This is a genomic window from Mariniflexile maritimum, assembly GCF_009746565.1.
GTDB lineage: Bacteria > Bacteroidota > Bacteroidia > Flavobacteriales > Flavobacteriaceae > Mariniflexile > Mariniflexile maritimum.
In genome coordinates this window covers 275,803-289,971 of sequence record NZ_WRPN01000003.1, presented here as the reverse complement: position 1 = coordinate 289,971, position 14,169 = coordinate 275,803, and the positions used below count along the sequence as shown (strand labels likewise).

Below are 14,169 nucleotides of genomic sequence, written 5' to 3'. Positions count from 1 at the left end.
ACCTTGTTATATAATCCTAAAGTGGCGTAATTATTAGGTTTTCTCATTAAAAAAGTTAAGTTGTAGGTTATATAATCTATAACTTAAATATATTACATGAGGCAATTAAAAATCACGAAACAAGTTACCAACCGAGAATCGAAGTCGCTTGACAAATATCTTCAGGATATTAGTAAAATTCAATTAATAACTGTTGACGAAGAAGTTGAATTAGCGCAAAAAATACGCTTAGGAGACCAAAAGGCTTTAGATACGCTCACTACTGCTAACTTGCGTTTTGTGGTTTCGGTTGCAAAACAATACCAAAATCAAGGTTTAACCTTGCCTGATTTAATAAACGAGGGCAATGCCGGTTTAGTGAAAGCCGCCAAACGTTTTGATGAAACCCGGGGTTTTAAGTTTATATCGTATGCCGTTTGGTGGATACGGCAGGCCATTCTTCAAGCGTTGGCGGAGCAATCGCGAATTGTTAGGTTGCCCTTAAACAAAATTGGCGCCATCAATAAAATAAATAAGGCCTATGCCTTTTTGGAGCAAACGCACGAAAGAGCCCCAAGTGCCCAAGAAATTGCCAACACCTTGGAACTTACCTTAACCGAGGTTAAGCAATCGATGAAAATTTCGGGTAGGCACGTCTCTATGGATGCGCCTTTAAAAGACGGAGAAACTTCTACACTTTACGATGTTGTAAATAGCCAAGAATCGCCACGGCCCGATGTTAATTTAATGAACGATTCCTTAAACATTGAAATAACCAGGGCCTTGAACATGCTTTCGGAAAAAGAAGCAGATGTAATACGCTATTATTATGGTGTTTGCGACAAACAAGCCATGAGCCTTGAAGAAATAGGGGAAGTTTTCGGGTTAACCCGCGAACGCGTTAGGCAAATAAAGGAAAAAGGCATCCGCAGGTTGCGCCATGCTTCCAAAAGTAAAGTATTAAAAACGTATTTGGGATAGTCCTTCATACAAACCAATTAAAAACCGATACATGTTAAAAATTATCATTAAAGAAGGCGAAAACATTGAACGCGCCCTAAAACGTTATAAACGGAAACACCGCAATATTAAAGTGATGCAAAACCTAAGGGATGCTCAATTTTTCACCAAACCATCCGTTAAAAGACGGCGCCAGATACAGAAGGCACAGTACATTCAAACTATGAGGGACCAAGAAGATATTTAACGTTTGGAGTTCAGGAAATAGATTAATCCCATTGGCATTAAGCTTGTAAATGGGATTTTTTATAGAACGCTAATTGCTACCACCAAGCCTTCATTCCCACGAATATTAAAAACGGTATCGTCCTCAAAAATAAGGTATTGCCCTTTTATGCCGGTAAGTTTGCCTGTGTAGGTTTGGTCTTTTATTAAATTCAAACTAATTGGTTTTTTTGGATATTTTTCAACGGGAAACTGTAAAGTGGTTTCGGTATTGGACTCGATAAAATAATCCTTTGCTTCATCTGGAACGTATTGCTTTAATTTTTCGCGCCATTGCACTAAATCTTCATCTACAATATCATTTTTAAGCATGGTGCGCCAATTGGTTTTATCGCTTACGTGGTCTTTTAAAGCCACCTCGGTAATACCGGCTAAATAGCGGTTTGGCACTTCAACAATTTCAATCGCTTCATGTGCGCCTTGGTCTATCCAGCGTGTGGGCACTTGGCTTTTTCTGGTAACGCCCACCTTTACGTTGCTGGAATTTGCCAAATATACAATATGCGGTTGCAGTTGTACTTTTTTTTCGTATTCAAGGTCGCGATCTTCTTTATCCAAATGGGCGGTGCTTAATTCGGGGCGCATAATCCAATCTGCTGCCTGTGGTATTTCAAAAAAACAATTTTTACAAAATCCTTGGCGAAAAATGGGCTTGTCCAATCCGCAGTTCAAGCATTGGTACCTAACAAATTGAAGGTTAAGGGTTTTTCCCAATAATTGGTTCATGTTCAAAAAGTCGTTTTCAAACACTAAATAGTAGGCGATGGGGTTTGAAAATTCTGTTTCCATTTTTGTTAGAACACCTTGGTAAGTCATAAAAAAAAGTATTATTTTTAAAAACTTAAAGATAATATAAATATGCCAATCACTATAGTAAATTCCATTGCTTCTTGGTTCCTGAAAAAGCGGTTTCACCAAATAGAATTGTTTTTAAAATACCCCAATGAAGTACAGAACGAATTGCTATTAGAGCTTTTGGATATTGCCAAAGACACAGAAATTGGCAAACAATACGACTTTGCTTCCATAAAAAATTACCAAACCTTTGCGGAACGTATTCCTATAAAAAATTATGATGGTTGGCAGGATGTAATTGAACGCAGCATGAAAGGTGAAACCAACCTGTTTTGGCCAACACCCATTCGATGGTTTGCCAAATCAAGCGGCACCACGCGCGCCAAGAGTAAGTTTATTCCGGTAAGTGACCATTCGCTTGAAGATTGCCATTACGCCGCTAGTAAGGATTTATTGTGCATGTACCTTAACAACAACGAAAACTCGCAACTGTTTACGGGCAAAAGTTTGCGCTTGGGCGGAAGCAAGGAATTATATAAGGAAAACGGAACGGTATTTGGCGATTTGTCGGCTATTTTAATTGATAATATGCCGTTTTGGGCAGAGTTTAGCAGCACACCAAGTAACAAAGTGTCGTTGATGAGCGATTGGGAATACAAAATGCAAGCCATTGTAAATGAAACCATTAACGAAAACGTTACCAGTCTTGCAGGCGTTCCTTCATGGATGTTGGTACTGTTAAACAATGTATTGGAAACCACAGGAAAACAGAGCCTGCACGATGTTTGGCCCAATTTGGAAGTGTATTTTCATGGCGGCGTAAGCTTCGTGCCTTATAAAGACCAATACAAAAGGATACTTCCAAAAAAAGATTTTAGGTATTATGAAATTTACAATGCATCGGAAGGTTTTTTTGCTATCCAAGATCAAAATAATTCCAATGAATTGCTTTTGATGCTAGATTACGGCATATTTTACGAATTTATTCCTATGGACGTTTATGCAACAGGGGCCGAAAAAGCCATTCCGCTTAGCGAAGTAAAACTAAACCAAAATTATGCGGTCATCATCACTACAAATGCGGGTTTATGGCGCTATAAAATTGGCGATACCGTTAAATTCACCTCCTTGAACCCATACAGAATTAAAGTTTCCGGCCGAACAAAGCACCATATTAACGTTTTTGGCGAAGAACTTATTATTGAAAATGCCGAAGAGGCCCTTAAAAAAGTATGCAAGCGTACCAAGGCCGAAATTGTCGATTATACCGCAGCGCCTATTTTTATGGAAGGCAAAGAAAAGGGCGCGCACGAGTGGTTGATAGAATTTAAAACACCCCCTAGCGACATTCATTATTTTAACGAACTGTTTGATAATGCCCTAAAATCCTTAAATTCAGATTACGAGGCGAAACGCTACAACAACATCACCCTTAACAAGCCCAAAATTAATATTGCGCGCCACAACTTGTTTTACGACTGGTTAAAGCAAAACAATAAATTAGGCGGCCAACATAAAGTACCTCGGCTTTCCAACACACGCCTGTATATGGACGATTTGATAAAGTTGAACGTTTAAAGGATTTTTAGCTTACTTTTTTTGATCAATTCGTTTTTTTGCCGCAGCAAGTTTTGTTTGCTGAAAGTGCTATAAAACAATAACTTAACGATTATAAATGTTGTTGGTCTAAGAAATTTTTTAGGCGTTCACTTCAATATTATATTTAGTAGCTAATTAATCTTAATCCCTCTAAAAGATGAAACCAATCCTCTCATTTTTCATTTTGCTATTGTCGCATGTGCTGTTCGCACAAGGCACTTCAAATTTTGTAGCCGTAAACCATCTGTCTTATGAAAACCTGCGTTCCAAACCCAGTACGATCGATGCCAATGGTTTTAATTTTGAACTTTTAGATGCAGGGGTTAACAGTCCGTATTCCGAATTTGGCTCAGGTTTTTTCAGAAATAAGCTCATCATGGTTTCCTCAAAAAAATTGGGAGGATTGGCCAAAATAGACCCAAACACCCATGAAGCCTATAAAGATTTATTCTGTTTGGACATCGCTTCAAATGGCGCATTGAGCATGCCGCTGCTTTTTTCGAGAATCTTGAACACCAACGAAAGCGAAGATCAAGTGGCTTTTTCACCAAACCAAACAACCATTTATTTTACCCGAAGCAGTAAAGACAATTCGCTGGAATATAAATTGTATAAAGCCGATTTAGAGGATGGCTCACACGGCAATTGGATAAACCAAACCTTATTGGGCATTAACGAAACCGGGGCTTCCATTGAAACACCATTTGTAAGCCCAAAAGGCGATAAGCTCTATTTTTCGTCTAATAGAAAAGGGTCTTTAGGAGGGTTCGACCTGTATGTTTCCAATATAAATCCCGATGGTACGTTGGGTACTCCCGAAAACTTGGGAAGCGCCATCAATACCCCTTTGAATGAAAAATACCCATCACTTTCAAAAGATGGTAAATATCTTTACTTTTCTTCACAAGGCCATGAAAACATAGGGGGATATGATTTATTTGTCAGCAAAATTTTAAGTTCAGGATACAAAGCACCACGTAATTTAGGCAACTCTATAAATTCATCTTACGACGAGGTCGCTTATTTTTTGGCAAATAAAAATGATGGTTACGTGTCTTCAAACAGGCCAAATGGCAAGGGCGGTTTTGATATTTACACGGCTACCAACGATGCCATTGTTCAAACCATAAAAGGCAAGATACGCGATTTGGAAACTAAAATAAAACTACCAAATACCTTGGTTATTTTAAAGGATGAAGAAGGTGTGGAAATTGCTAGAACAATAACCAAAGAAGATGCCTCCTACACGTTTGATGTAGTGCCTTTTGAATTATATGCTATCACGACCTTAAAAGACGGTTTTAAGGAAGGTAATTTTGAGTTTTTGGCCGATAGAAATTTTAATACAACCTATACCAAAGACCTAGACTTGCTAACCACCGAACCTGTAATTGCAAAAGTTGATGAAGAATTAAGAATTGTGATTGAAAACATCTATTTTGATTTTGCCAAATACAGCGTAAAAGAAGAATCGCATATTTCATTAAATAAAATTATTAAAGTACTTAACGAAAACCCAGACATGAAATTGGCCATTAATGCCCATACCGATAACGTAGGGAAGGATGCGTACAATTTAAACCTATCAAATAAACGTGCAGCTTCGGCGGTAAAATATTTAATCAGTCACGGAATTAATAAAAACCGCTTAATTTCTAAAGGGTTTGGGGAAACGAAACCTTTAATTGATTGTGGGGGCAATTGTACTGAAGCCGATTTGCAAACCAACCGTCGCGTAGAATTTGTGATTTTGGATTAGAGGTTTTTATCAGAAGGAAACTTGCAAAAAATTTAGCATGCAAAGTATGGGCTTTATAATGCGCAATTAAAGTTGTTTATAAACGAAGTTTTTAAAAATAAGGAAACGCCAAGTAGGATGTGTTTAAGATTTCTCTTCAATATACATTTGGCGTACTTTTTTCATTAGTTCCGAGGAATATACAAAATCGGTTACAACTTGATTGTCGGTTTTAAAAATGGTATCCTTAGAGCCTTCCCACGCTTTGTAGCCATCTTTTAGGAACACTATTTTTTCGCCAATTTCCATTACTGAATTCATATCGTGCGAGTTTATCACGGTAATGATTTGGTATTCATCGGTAATTTCCTGAATTAAGTTATCAATAACAATGGCGGTTTTGGGGTCCAAGCCCGAGTTTGGCTCGTCGCAGAACAAATATTTTGGTTTGTTTACAATGGCGCGAGCAATGGCAACGCGTTTTTGCATCCCTCCCGAAGCTTCACTGGGCATTTTTTTATGGGCGTTTTCCAGGTTTACCCTTTTTAGTACAAAATCTACACGGTCTTGCATTTCGCTCTTGCTTTGTTTTGTGAACATGCGTAACGGGAACATCACGTTTTCTTCAATGGTCATCGAATCGAATAAGGCACTTCCTTGAAAAACCATGCCAATTTCGGCACGTAAATCGCGTTTTTGGTCTTCGGTTAAATTAGAAAAAATCTTGCCATCGTATGCAATGCTTCCTTCTTCATAATTAAACAAGCCTAACAAACATTTGATGAAAACGGTTTTGCCCGAACCACTTTGCCCAATAATAAGGTTGGTTTTTCCCTTTTCAAAGGTGGTGCTGATGCCTTTTAGAACCTCAACACCGTTAAACGATTTATGTAAATTTGTAACTTCAATCATTAGCTTAACAACATATCGGTTAGTACATAATTCAATAAAATAATTACTACCGAGGTCCAAACAAAGGCAGTGGTACTTGCTTTGCCTACCTCAAGGGCGCCGCCTTTCATGTAGTAGCCATAAAAAGAGGGGATGGTTGCCAGAACAAAAGCAAAAACAAAGGTTTTTATAAAGGCATAGGTAATATGGAATGGAATAAAATCTGTTTGAATGCCTAAAATATAATCGTCCAACGAACTAAAACCACCATAAATGCAAGCGGCCATACCGCCTAAAATACCCAAAAACATACCTATGGCGATGGCAAAGGGGTAGAGCATTAACGCCACGGTTTTTGGAAATACCAGATAATTTAACGAGTTAATGCCCATAACCTCCAGCGCATCGATTTGCTCGGTAACTCGCATGGTTCCAATACTGGATGTAATGAATGAGCCTACTTTTCCTGCCATGATAACCGAGGTGAATGTGGGTGCAAACTCTAAAATAACAGATTGTCTGGTAGCAAACCCAACCAAATATTTTGGGATAAGCGGGTTGCTAATATTTAATGCCGTTTGGATGGTTATAACGCCACCAACAAAAAACGATATAAAAGCGATGATGCCCAAGGAGCCAATAATCAAGTCGTCAATATCCTTAAATATTAATTTTTTCATTACCGACCACTTGGTTGGTTTGCGAAACATTTCAACAACCATCAAAAAATAAGCACCAATATTGTGTAGATAAGCCATATAAAATTATAATACCGCTAAAGTAAAAAAAAGTTATAGGTATTTAAGTCTTATTTCAAATTAAGATGTATAAAAACTGTATTTTTGGGTTATCTAATAGTGTAATTATAATGAAAAATCTAGTTTCCTTTTTATCCGTCATCCTTTTGCTTTTTTCGTGCAATGCCCAAAACGCTGTTCTTTCAAATAAAAACGAAACGACAGGCAAACCAAAATTGGTTGTAGGGATTGTAGTTGACCAAATGCGGTACGATTATTTAACCCGTTTTTACAATAAATATGGTGCAGGTGGTTTTAAACGCATGATGAATGAAGGCTTTAATTGTAAAAACAACCATTTTAATTATGTGCCTACTTATACCGCACCTGGACATGCTTCGGTATATACGGGCACTACGCCAAAATATCATGGTATTATAGGAAACGATTGGTACGATAAAGACATTAAAAAAATGGTGTATTGTGCCGGCGACGACACTGTGCAAGCAGTGGGTGCCGAAACCGAAGACGGACAAATGTCGCCCCATAGAATGAAAACAACCACTTTTACAGATGAAAACAGATTGTTTACCCAAATGCAGGGCAAAACCATTGGCATCTCAATAAAGGATAGAGGAGCCATTTTACCTGCTGGCCATACAGCGAATGCCGCATATTGGTTTTATGGCAAAGATAAAGGGTATTTTATAAGCAGTACCTTTTATATGAATACCTTGCCAAAGTGGGTAAACGATTTTAATACATCCAATAGGGCAGCTTTCTATTTAAAACCATGGAATACCCTATATAATATTGAAACTTATACCGAAAGTGGCAGCGATTTAAACAATTTTGAAGGCGGTTTTAAGGGTAAGGAAACAGCAACATTTCCGTACGACCTACAAGTTTTAAAAGACCAAAATGGTGGTTTCGATATTTTGAAGGCAACAGCTTATGGCAATAGCATCGTAGCCGATTTTGCCATTGCAGCAATAAGCGGCGAACAATTGGGGCAAGATAACATAACCGATGTGCTAACCGTAAGTTTTTCCAGTACCGATTACGTTGGTCATAATTTTGGTGTAAACTCCAAAGAAATTGAAGATACTTATATCCGTTTGGACCTGGATTTGGAACGTTTCCTTAAAGCACTTGATGAAAAAGTAGGCAAAGGAAATTACACGCTGTTCCTTACCGCAGACCATGCGGCCGTTGAGGTGCCCGCATATTTGCAAAGTGTTAAAATTCCGGCGGGATATATTGATTCAAAAGCACAAAAAGCCATGTTTAGCGATTTTATGAAAACTAAATTTGGCACATCCGATCTTATTGAAAACGTAAGCAATAATCAAATTTTCTTAAACAGGGCCAAACTAAACGAACTTCATCTTGATTTGGAAACCGTACAAAAAGCCCTTGTAAACGAAATAATAAACTACGAACATATCGACAAGGCCTATACAGCAACAAGCATGGGCACTACCTCGTTTACAACAGGTGTTGAAACGCTATTGCAAAAAGGATTTAACCAAAAACGTTCTGGCGACGTGCTGTATGTTTTCGATCCGGCATTTATTTCCTACGGAAAAACCGGTTCTACGCATGGGTCCAGCCTAAACTATGATACCCATGTGCCGCTTTTGTTTTATGGTAAAGGTATAAAACACGGACAAACTTTCCAGAAAACCGAGATTACCGATATCGCACCTACCATGTCGGCACTTTTAGGAACCAGTTTCCCTAGTGGCGCTATTGGACAGCCGCTTGAATTTGTTTTTGAATAGTTTTGAACAAAAAAACACGATATACCTTACTTGCGTTGCTCATTGTTTTGGGAGTGTATGGCTATGAGCATTTTTTAAAGAATGAAGAAAAAGCAGAAATTGTTAGCACACGAAAAGAAGTTAAAACCAATACCAACGAGTTCTTTCTGCCAACAAGCACCACAGGACAAGTAATTCATCATGAAGCCTTTTCCTTGTCTTACAGCGAGCCACACGAACAAGCCGAATGGGTTGCTTACGAGCTAAAAAAAACACAGCTTGTAAACACAAATTTTAAGCGGCCGTATTTTGAAGTGGACGATACCGTAAAAACCGGAGCAGCCGATTGGCGAAATTATAAAAATTCGGGTTACGATCGTGGGCATTTATGTCCTGCAGGCGATAGAAGTTATAGCAAAGTGGCTTTTAACGAAACGTTTTTAACCAGCAACATTAGCCCACAAGCGCACAGCTTCAATTCTGGAATTTGGAATACCTTAGAGCAGAAAGTTCGCTATTGGGCAAGTAAATATGATGGCGTTTTTGTTGTTACGGGCGGTGTTTTAAAAGGTGCTATGAAAACAATTGGTAGTGAAAACGTAGCAGTGCCCAACCAGTTTTACAAAGTACTTATTGATGTAAATAGTGGCAAACCAAGAATGATTGCGTTTTTAATGCCCCATGAAAATTCAAACAAACCTCTGTACGAATTTGTGGTTTCAGTTGATGAAGTTGAAAAACTAACCGGTATCGATTTTTTTCCGCAGTTGGATGACGCATTAGAAAATAAATTGGAAGCATCCAGCAGCTATAAGGATTGGAGCTTCAACTAATAAAAAAATAACCTGTTCAGTGTTCAAAATGCTGAAAGGGTTTTTCAATAAATTGAAATTCAGTGTTTTAGTGTAGAAATTTGTTTTTCATCCCCTTCCAACGTAAATCCCTAATAAATTTTCCTTCTTCTTTTGAAACCAAAAAGGGTATTTTATTTTTTCTCGCTTTAAAATAACCCACCAAATAATCTTTAAACAAACTAAAACTCCCTTTTTTATAGGCCAATTTCAAAGCAGAAATAAACGTAATTACAAACCCGTAACGCATTTTGTACATGGCTTCTCCTTGCAAATATCTTGAAGCTTTGTTGTAACCTATGCCCGTTGGTTTTAAATGTTTTACATGAAGCGATTCATCGGTTAAAAGATCCCAACCATAAAATTTAGCGAGCAATTCATCTACCGTGTCCCAACCCATAGAGGGTTTTAATTTTCCAATTTGTAAAAAACACGTTTTTCTATACGCTTTCAAAGCACCTCGAATGTGGTCTTTACGGGTTAGGTTTTCTAAAATCCAATCCCCATTTTTTTCAATGTAACAAAAACCAGCAACCATCCCTAGTTTTTTGTTTTTATTGAAATGATGGGCCAATTGCTCTAAATAATTTAAAGGAAAAATTAAATCGGCATCAAACTTACACAGCACATCGTAGTTTTCATCCAGTATTTCATAACCTTTATAAAACGCATTGATGATTTTTGAACCTGGTAAATGGACGTTTGATGATTTTGAGTTTACAAGAGAAATGAAAGGATGTTTTTTAGCGTAAGTTTCAACAATATGTTGTGTGTTATCGGTTGAATTGTCATTTACAACCACCACCCGTTTTGGCTGAAGGGTTTGATGGATTAACGAGTCTAGGGTTAACCCAATAGAACGTGCTTCGTTATGAGCTGGAATGATGATGTAAAAATTCAAAGTTTAAAATTTTCAAGTTTAAAAGTACAAAACGGGAAACATTTTTACGATTTTTTATACTATTGTTCAACTATTCTTTCTGCATAAACAATGTAATATCTTGGGGTAAACCAGCGCAATAAGGGGCGAATACCAATTTTTTTAGTTGGGTTGGTCCATTTTTTACGGTCTAGTATGTTCCAACCTGCTTTTTCCAATAACCAATCGAATTGCCAATCTTCAAATTCGTGGTAATGCCTATCCAGCATATCGGTTTTACTTCTGTAAGCTGAAGAAAACCATAACTTTAACGGCACACTGGCTACCAACTTATCTGCTTTTATAGTTTGAAGTACTGAAAAAGGCGAAAGTAAATGTTCAAAAATCTCAAAAGCAGTTACTACCGATGCGTTTGATTTTTCAATGGTTGAAGTGTCAAAATCTAAATCTTCACCTGTTGTGTTTTCAACCTTGTACCCATGTTTCATCATAATTTCCGTAAACGGATTTACAACGCCCAAATCCAAAATAGTTTCATTTTTTGGAATGTGCTTTTCTAAAAATTGGATGGTATGCCTAAAACGTTTGTTAGGAAAAGTTTTTTCGTACATGAACTAAATATGTTTTTTCAGGTGGGTTAATTTAAGGAACTCTTATTTATAACATTTTGTTTATAAGTGTTTTGCGGGTTTGGCGCCTTACAAATACACGCTAAACTGAAAATACTTTCAGATTTTCAAAAAAGTGGCGAGACCAAGAAATTACTTTAGCCATTGTTGGGCAACGTTAATTTTTTGTTTTCCAAAATTTTCAATAATTTTTTTGGATTTTGTCTGTTATCCCAAAAAGCAGTGATTATAATGTCTGTGCCATGACATTTATAGTAAATGCTGAAATTACTAAGTGAAGCAACTCTCGTGTCTTTAAAATCAGTTGCTTTGAAAGTTAATGGTTGTTCAGCTATTTGATTTGTTCTTTCCGAAACTAATTTCACGAGTTTCTTTGAGTAGGTATTCGACTTATTTCTATTTACCCAATATTCTAAAATTCCCACGAATTGAATGTCGGCTGTCCGAGTCCAGATTACCTTGCGTTTAGCCATTCTAGATTTCTCTTGTCCATAGCTTCTTGAGAAATAAGTTTTCCGCTTTTTATATCCTGTTCACTCATTTCAAGCATAATTTTTTGCTCTTTTGTTAATTCAATAATGTCAGTTTCCGAAGAACTTGACGTAATTAATTTGTCAAGAGCGACTAAAAAATCTTTATTCGTAATGGATAGTATTTTGTCTATCAATCCGTTTCGTATGTTATCTACTGTTGCCATTTTACTTGAATTAAAGCTTTAAATATCTGAAAAATTGTTCGTTTTTCCTAATGTTGCTCAACGGTCTCGGCCATGAGTAGTGCGTGGGTTAGCACTTAACTTTGCAAATACACACCAAACTGAAAATCCGAGAGGATTTTCAGAAGTAGGCGAGAACAAGCAATTACTTATAGCCATTTGTATGCCGTTTTTTTTTTATTTTATTCAGTTCAAATGTTTTTTTTCCGTAATGTGCGTGTCTATGACAATTTGGACATAATGCAACGCAGTTCTCTACTGTATCCAATCCGTTTTCTGAAAGTGGAATTAGGTGATGAACTTCTAAAAATCCAAGTCCGTCAAAATCTCTCTTAAATGGTGCTTGATTTTCACAATATTCACAAATTCCGTTTGCTCTGTCCAAAACTTCTGCTACTACATCTGAATTTCGTATATAGATTTTTGATGTGGAAATAGTTTGTTGAGCAGTTTTATTTGCTTTTTTAAGTCTTTCTATTCTTTTTTCTTTTGAATCAAGTTGAGAGTTTCTTATCTCATTTTCAAAAGTTAATTCATATTCCTCATTTGTTAATTCAATTCTTTTGTTTGGGTTGTATATTTCTGAAAGTCTAAATTTACCATTAAGCCAATCTTTTCTTTCCCAACTTATATTTGAGTAACTGTCAACTTTCAAAGAAGCAACTTTATAATGTTTCCAAATTAGCTCATTTTCGATTAGTTTTTTTAGATTTGATGAACTTGTAGTTATCCAAAATAGTAATTCACCGTTTGATTTGGAACTTCCAACAACTCTCGTTGGAAAACCAATTTTATCGGAAATATCGTCATCAATTATAATTTCTATTGTGTCTTGGAAAATTCCAACTAACATTACTCTACCAAAAAATAATCCGAGACTATTTTTGGAAGGTGGAAATCCAAACCAACTTTTTTCTGGAATTAATGTGTTTTGGAATGTTTTTTCAAAAAAGTTTTTTAAATAAGAATTAATGGATTTATCTCTTTTGTTTTCAGTCCACTCATCTATAATATTTATCCAATCTCTCATTTTTGGTCAAATGGCATACAACTAGTTAATATATTTAACTTTAAATAAACATCTCGTTTTATTTCAGATGCACTCATTGTTCTTGTATGTACAGTAAATTTAAAAAATAAGTTATTAAGTTAATTGGTTATTTGGTAATTCTCACTCAATAACCCAATAACTAATCTTCTCTAATATTTATAGGCAAATGCATTAATGTGCATGCCCGCGCCCACACTGGCAAATAGCAGCACGTCGCCTTTTTTCAGCCTATGGTTTTCCAGTTTATTGTTTCTTACCAAATCCAAAAGTGTTGGTACGGTTGCCACCGAGCTATTGCCCAATTTTTGGATGCTCATGGGCATAATATGTTGTGGGATTTCGGTTCTGTAAAGGCGGTAAAAGCGTTTTAAAATAGCTTCATCCATTTTTTCATTGGCTTGGTGCAAAAATATTTTTTTCACATCTTTTATGTTGAGGCCACTGTTATCCAAACAGGCTTTCATAGCACTTGGCACGGTGGTTAGCGCAAATTCATAAATTTTGCGGCCTTCCATTTTTATGTAGCGCGTGTCTTTGCTGAGTGCTTGATTGTTGGAGTTTCCGAAGTAGAGATAATAGGCCTCATCATAGGTGTAACTGGCATTTTCGTGTGCCATGATACCGCCTTCGTCGTTGCTTGCTTCAATAATGGTTGCGCCGGCGCCATCAGAGAAAATCATGGAATCCCTGTCGTGCTTATCAACTACCCTTGAAAGGGTTTCGGTGCCAATAACCAAACAGCGTTTTGCCATGCCCGATTGAATAAAGGCTTTCGCTTGGATAACGCCCTCGATCCAGCCAGGGCAGCCAAAAAGAATATCGAACGCTACACATTTTGGGTTTTTAATGCGCAAACTGTGCTTAATCCTAGCGGCCAAACAGGGTAGCATATCACTTTGGTTATTGTTATATCGAACATCGCCAAAATTATGGGCAACAATTATATAATCGATGGTTTCGGGGTCGATATTTGCGTCTGTTATGGCTTTTTCGGCGGCGAAAAAACCTAAATCGGAAGAGTTTAAATGCGCTTTTGCATAACGTCTTTCGGCAATACCCGTAATAGCTTGGAATTTTTCAATGATAACCTCGTTTGGCGAATTGATTATGGAGCCATCGGTGTTTAAAAATGTATGTTCGTAGAAAGCGTCATTTTTTTCAATGGTATCTGGAATATAGCTACCAGTACCGGTAATTTTAATATTCATAAGTAGATGATATCTGTTTTTTAAAGGCGATTTGATTTGTGCCCTAGCCTTAATTTTTCAATGTTTTCATTGAAAAAAACATGTTTCG

At 36.9% G+C, this 14,169-nt stretch carries 15 protein-coding genes; 6 read left to right on the top strand and 9 right to left on the bottom strand.

Going from position 1 to position 14,169, the window contains the following annotated elements:
- The first annotated feature begins 96 nt into the window (after window positions 1–96).
- Window positions 97–960 carry a sigma-70 family RNA polymerase sigma factor gene (locus GQO80_RS06610; protein WP_157207547.1) on the top strand — a complete coding sequence of 288 codons (864 nt, stop codon included), beginning with the start codon at window positions 97–99 and terminating at the stop codon, window positions 958–960.
- Between the two features lie 31 nt (window positions 961–991).
- Window positions 992–1,186 carry a 30S ribosomal protein S21 gene (gene rpsU, locus GQO80_RS06605; RefSeq protein WP_157207546.1) on the top strand — a complete coding sequence of 65 codons (195 nt, stop codon included), beginning with the start codon at window positions 992–994 and terminating at the stop codon, window positions 1,184–1,186.
- A gap of 59 nt (window positions 1,187–1,245) precedes the next feature.
- On the opposite strand, the gene GQO80_RS06600 is transcribed toward rpsU, so the two are convergent.
- Window positions 1,246–2,040: a DUF2797 domain-containing protein gene (locus tag GQO80_RS06600; RefSeq protein WP_157207545.1), complete on the bottom strand. Its 795-nt coding sequence runs from the start codon at window positions 2,038–2,040 to the stop codon at window positions 1,246–1,248.
- Between the two features lie 42 nt (window positions 2,041–2,082).
- Here GQO80_RS06600 and GQO80_RS06595 point away from each other — a divergent pair, with 42 nt between their 5' ends.
- Complete coding sequence (locus GQO80_RS06595; RefSeq protein ID WP_157207544.1) at window positions 2,083–3,597, top strand: GH3 auxin-responsive promoter family protein; 1,515 nt, start codon at window positions 2,083–2,085, stop codon at window positions 3,595–3,597.
- A 178-nt stretch (window positions 3,598–3,775) separates the two neighbouring features.
- Window positions 3,776–5,377 carry an OmpA family protein gene (locus GQO80_RS06590; protein WP_157207543.1) on the top strand — a complete coding sequence of 534 codons (1,602 nt, stop codon included), beginning with the start codon at window positions 3,776–3,778 and terminating at the stop codon, window positions 5,375–5,377.
- A gap of 123 nt (window positions 5,378–5,500) precedes the next feature.
- On the opposite strand, the gene GQO80_RS06585 is transcribed toward GQO80_RS06590, so the two are convergent.
- Entirely contained in the window at window positions 5,501–6,268 is a 768-nt protein-coding gene (locus tag GQO80_RS06585) for an ABC transporter ATP-binding protein (protein WP_157207542.1), read from the bottom strand.
- Window positions 6,268–7,005, bottom strand: a complete 738-nt coding sequence (locus GQO80_RS06580) for an MlaE family ABC transporter permease (protein WP_157207541.1) — start codon at window positions 7,003–7,005, stop codon at window positions 6,268–6,270. The genes GQO80_RS06585 and GQO80_RS06580 overlap by 1 nt, the downstream gene beginning before the upstream one ends.
- Before the next feature lie 110 nt (window positions 7,006–7,115).
- Between GQO80_RS06580 and pafA the strand changes: the two genes are divergently transcribed.
- Window positions 7,116–8,768, top strand: coding sequence for an alkaline phosphatase PafA (gene pafA / locus GQO80_RS06575; protein WP_157207540.1), 1,653 nt, complete (start codon window positions 7,116–7,118; stop codon window positions 8,766–8,768).
- Between the two features lie 2 nt (window positions 8,769–8,770).
- Window positions 8,771–9,580 (top strand): DNA/RNA non-specific endonuclease, encoded by an 810-nt coding sequence (locus tag GQO80_RS06570; protein WP_157207539.1) that lies wholly within the window; start codon window positions 8,771–8,773, stop codon window positions 9,578–9,580.
- 67 nt (window positions 9,581–9,647) lie between these two features.
- Here the strand turns inward: GQO80_RS06570 and GQO80_RS06565 are convergent, their stop codons facing one another.
- From GQO80_RS06565 to GQO80_RS06540, 6 genes are all read right to left on the bottom strand, one after another.
- Entirely contained in the window at window positions 9,648–10,499 is an 852-nt protein-coding gene (locus GQO80_RS06565; RefSeq protein ID WP_157207538.1) for a glycosyltransferase family 2 protein, read from the bottom strand.
- A gap of 59 nt (window positions 10,500–10,558) precedes the next feature.
- Window positions 10,559–11,089, bottom strand: a complete 531-nt coding sequence (locus tag GQO80_RS06560; protein WP_157207537.1) for a methyltransferase domain-containing protein — start codon at window positions 11,087–11,089, stop codon at window positions 10,559–10,561.
- A gap of 155 nt (window positions 11,090–11,244) precedes the next feature.
- Window positions 11,245–11,580: a type II toxin-antitoxin system RelE/ParE family toxin gene (locus GQO80_RS06555; protein WP_157207536.1), complete on the bottom strand. Its 336-nt coding sequence runs from the start codon at window positions 11,578–11,580 to the stop codon at window positions 11,245–11,247.
- The gene (locus tag GQO80_RS06550; RefSeq protein WP_157207535.1) at window positions 11,562–11,804 is read right to left on the bottom strand and encodes a hypothetical protein; all 243 of its coding nucleotides are present in this window, start codon (window positions 11,802–11,804) and stop codon (window positions 11,562–11,564) included. The genes GQO80_RS06555 and GQO80_RS06550 overlap by 19 nt, the downstream gene beginning before the upstream one ends.
- Window positions 11,805–11,967: 163 nt before the next feature.
- Window positions 11,968–12,852, bottom strand: coding sequence for an HNH endonuclease (locus GQO80_RS06545; protein WP_157207534.1), 885 nt, complete (start codon window positions 12,850–12,852; stop codon window positions 11,968–11,970).
- Between the two features lie 170 nt (window positions 12,853–13,022).
- Entirely contained in the window at window positions 13,023–14,081 is a 1,059-nt protein-coding gene (locus GQO80_RS06540; protein WP_157207533.1) for a 3-oxoacyl-ACP synthase III family protein, read from the bottom strand.
- Window positions 14,082–14,169: the final 88 nt, after the last annotated feature.

What these genes read in the sequence shown, in the direction of transcription:
- GQO80_RS06610 (WP_157207547.1), top strand. Translation starts at nt 97, where the DNA reads ATGAGGCAATTAAAAATCACGAAACAAGTTACCAACCGAGAATCGAAG.
- GQO80_RS06595 (WP_157207544.1), top strand. Translation starts at nt 2,083, where the DNA reads ATGCCAATCACTATAGTAAATTCCATTGCTTCTTGGTTCCTGAAAAAG.
- GQO80_RS06550 (WP_157207535.1), bottom strand. Translation starts at nt 11,804, where the DNA reads ATGGCAACAGTAGATAACATACGAAACGGATTGATAGACAAAATACTA.
- rpsU (WP_157207546.1), top strand. Translation starts at nt 992, where the DNA reads ATGTTAAAAATTATCATTAAAGAAGGCGAAAACATTGAACGCGCCCTA.
- pafA (WP_157207540.1), top strand. Translation starts at nt 7,116, where the DNA reads ATGAAAAATCTAGTTTCCTTTTTATCCGTCATCCTTTTGCTTTTTTCG.
- GQO80_RS06540 (WP_157207533.1), bottom strand. Translation starts at nt 14,081, where the DNA reads ATGAATATTAAAATTACCGGTACTGGTAGCTATATTCCAGATACCATT.
- GQO80_RS06560 (WP_157207537.1), bottom strand. Translation starts at nt 11,089, where the DNA reads ATGTACGAAAAAACTTTTCCTAACAAACGTTTTAGGCATACCATCCAA.
- GQO80_RS06545 (WP_157207534.1), bottom strand. Translation starts at nt 12,852, where the DNA reads ATGAGAGATTGGATAAATATTATAGATGAGTGGACTGAAAACAAAAGA.
- GQO80_RS06585 (WP_157207542.1), bottom strand. Translation starts at nt 6,268, where the DNA reads ATGATTGAAGTTACAAATTTACATAAATCGTTTAACGGTGTTGAGGTT.
- GQO80_RS06580 (WP_157207541.1), bottom strand. Translation starts at nt 7,005, where the DNA reads ATGGCTTATCTACACAATATTGGTGCTTATTTTTTGATGGTTGTTGAA.
- GQO80_RS06590 (WP_157207543.1), top strand. Translation starts at nt 3,776, where the DNA reads ATGAAACCAATCCTCTCATTTTTCATTTTGCTATTGTCGCATGTGCTG.
- GQO80_RS06555 (WP_157207536.1), bottom strand. Translation starts at nt 11,580, where the DNA reads ATGGCTAAACGCAAGGTAATCTGGACTCGGACAGCCGACATTCAATTC.
- GQO80_RS06600 (WP_157207545.1), bottom strand. Translation starts at nt 2,040, where the DNA reads ATGACTTACCAAGGTGTTCTAACAAAAATGGAAACAGAATTTTCAAAC.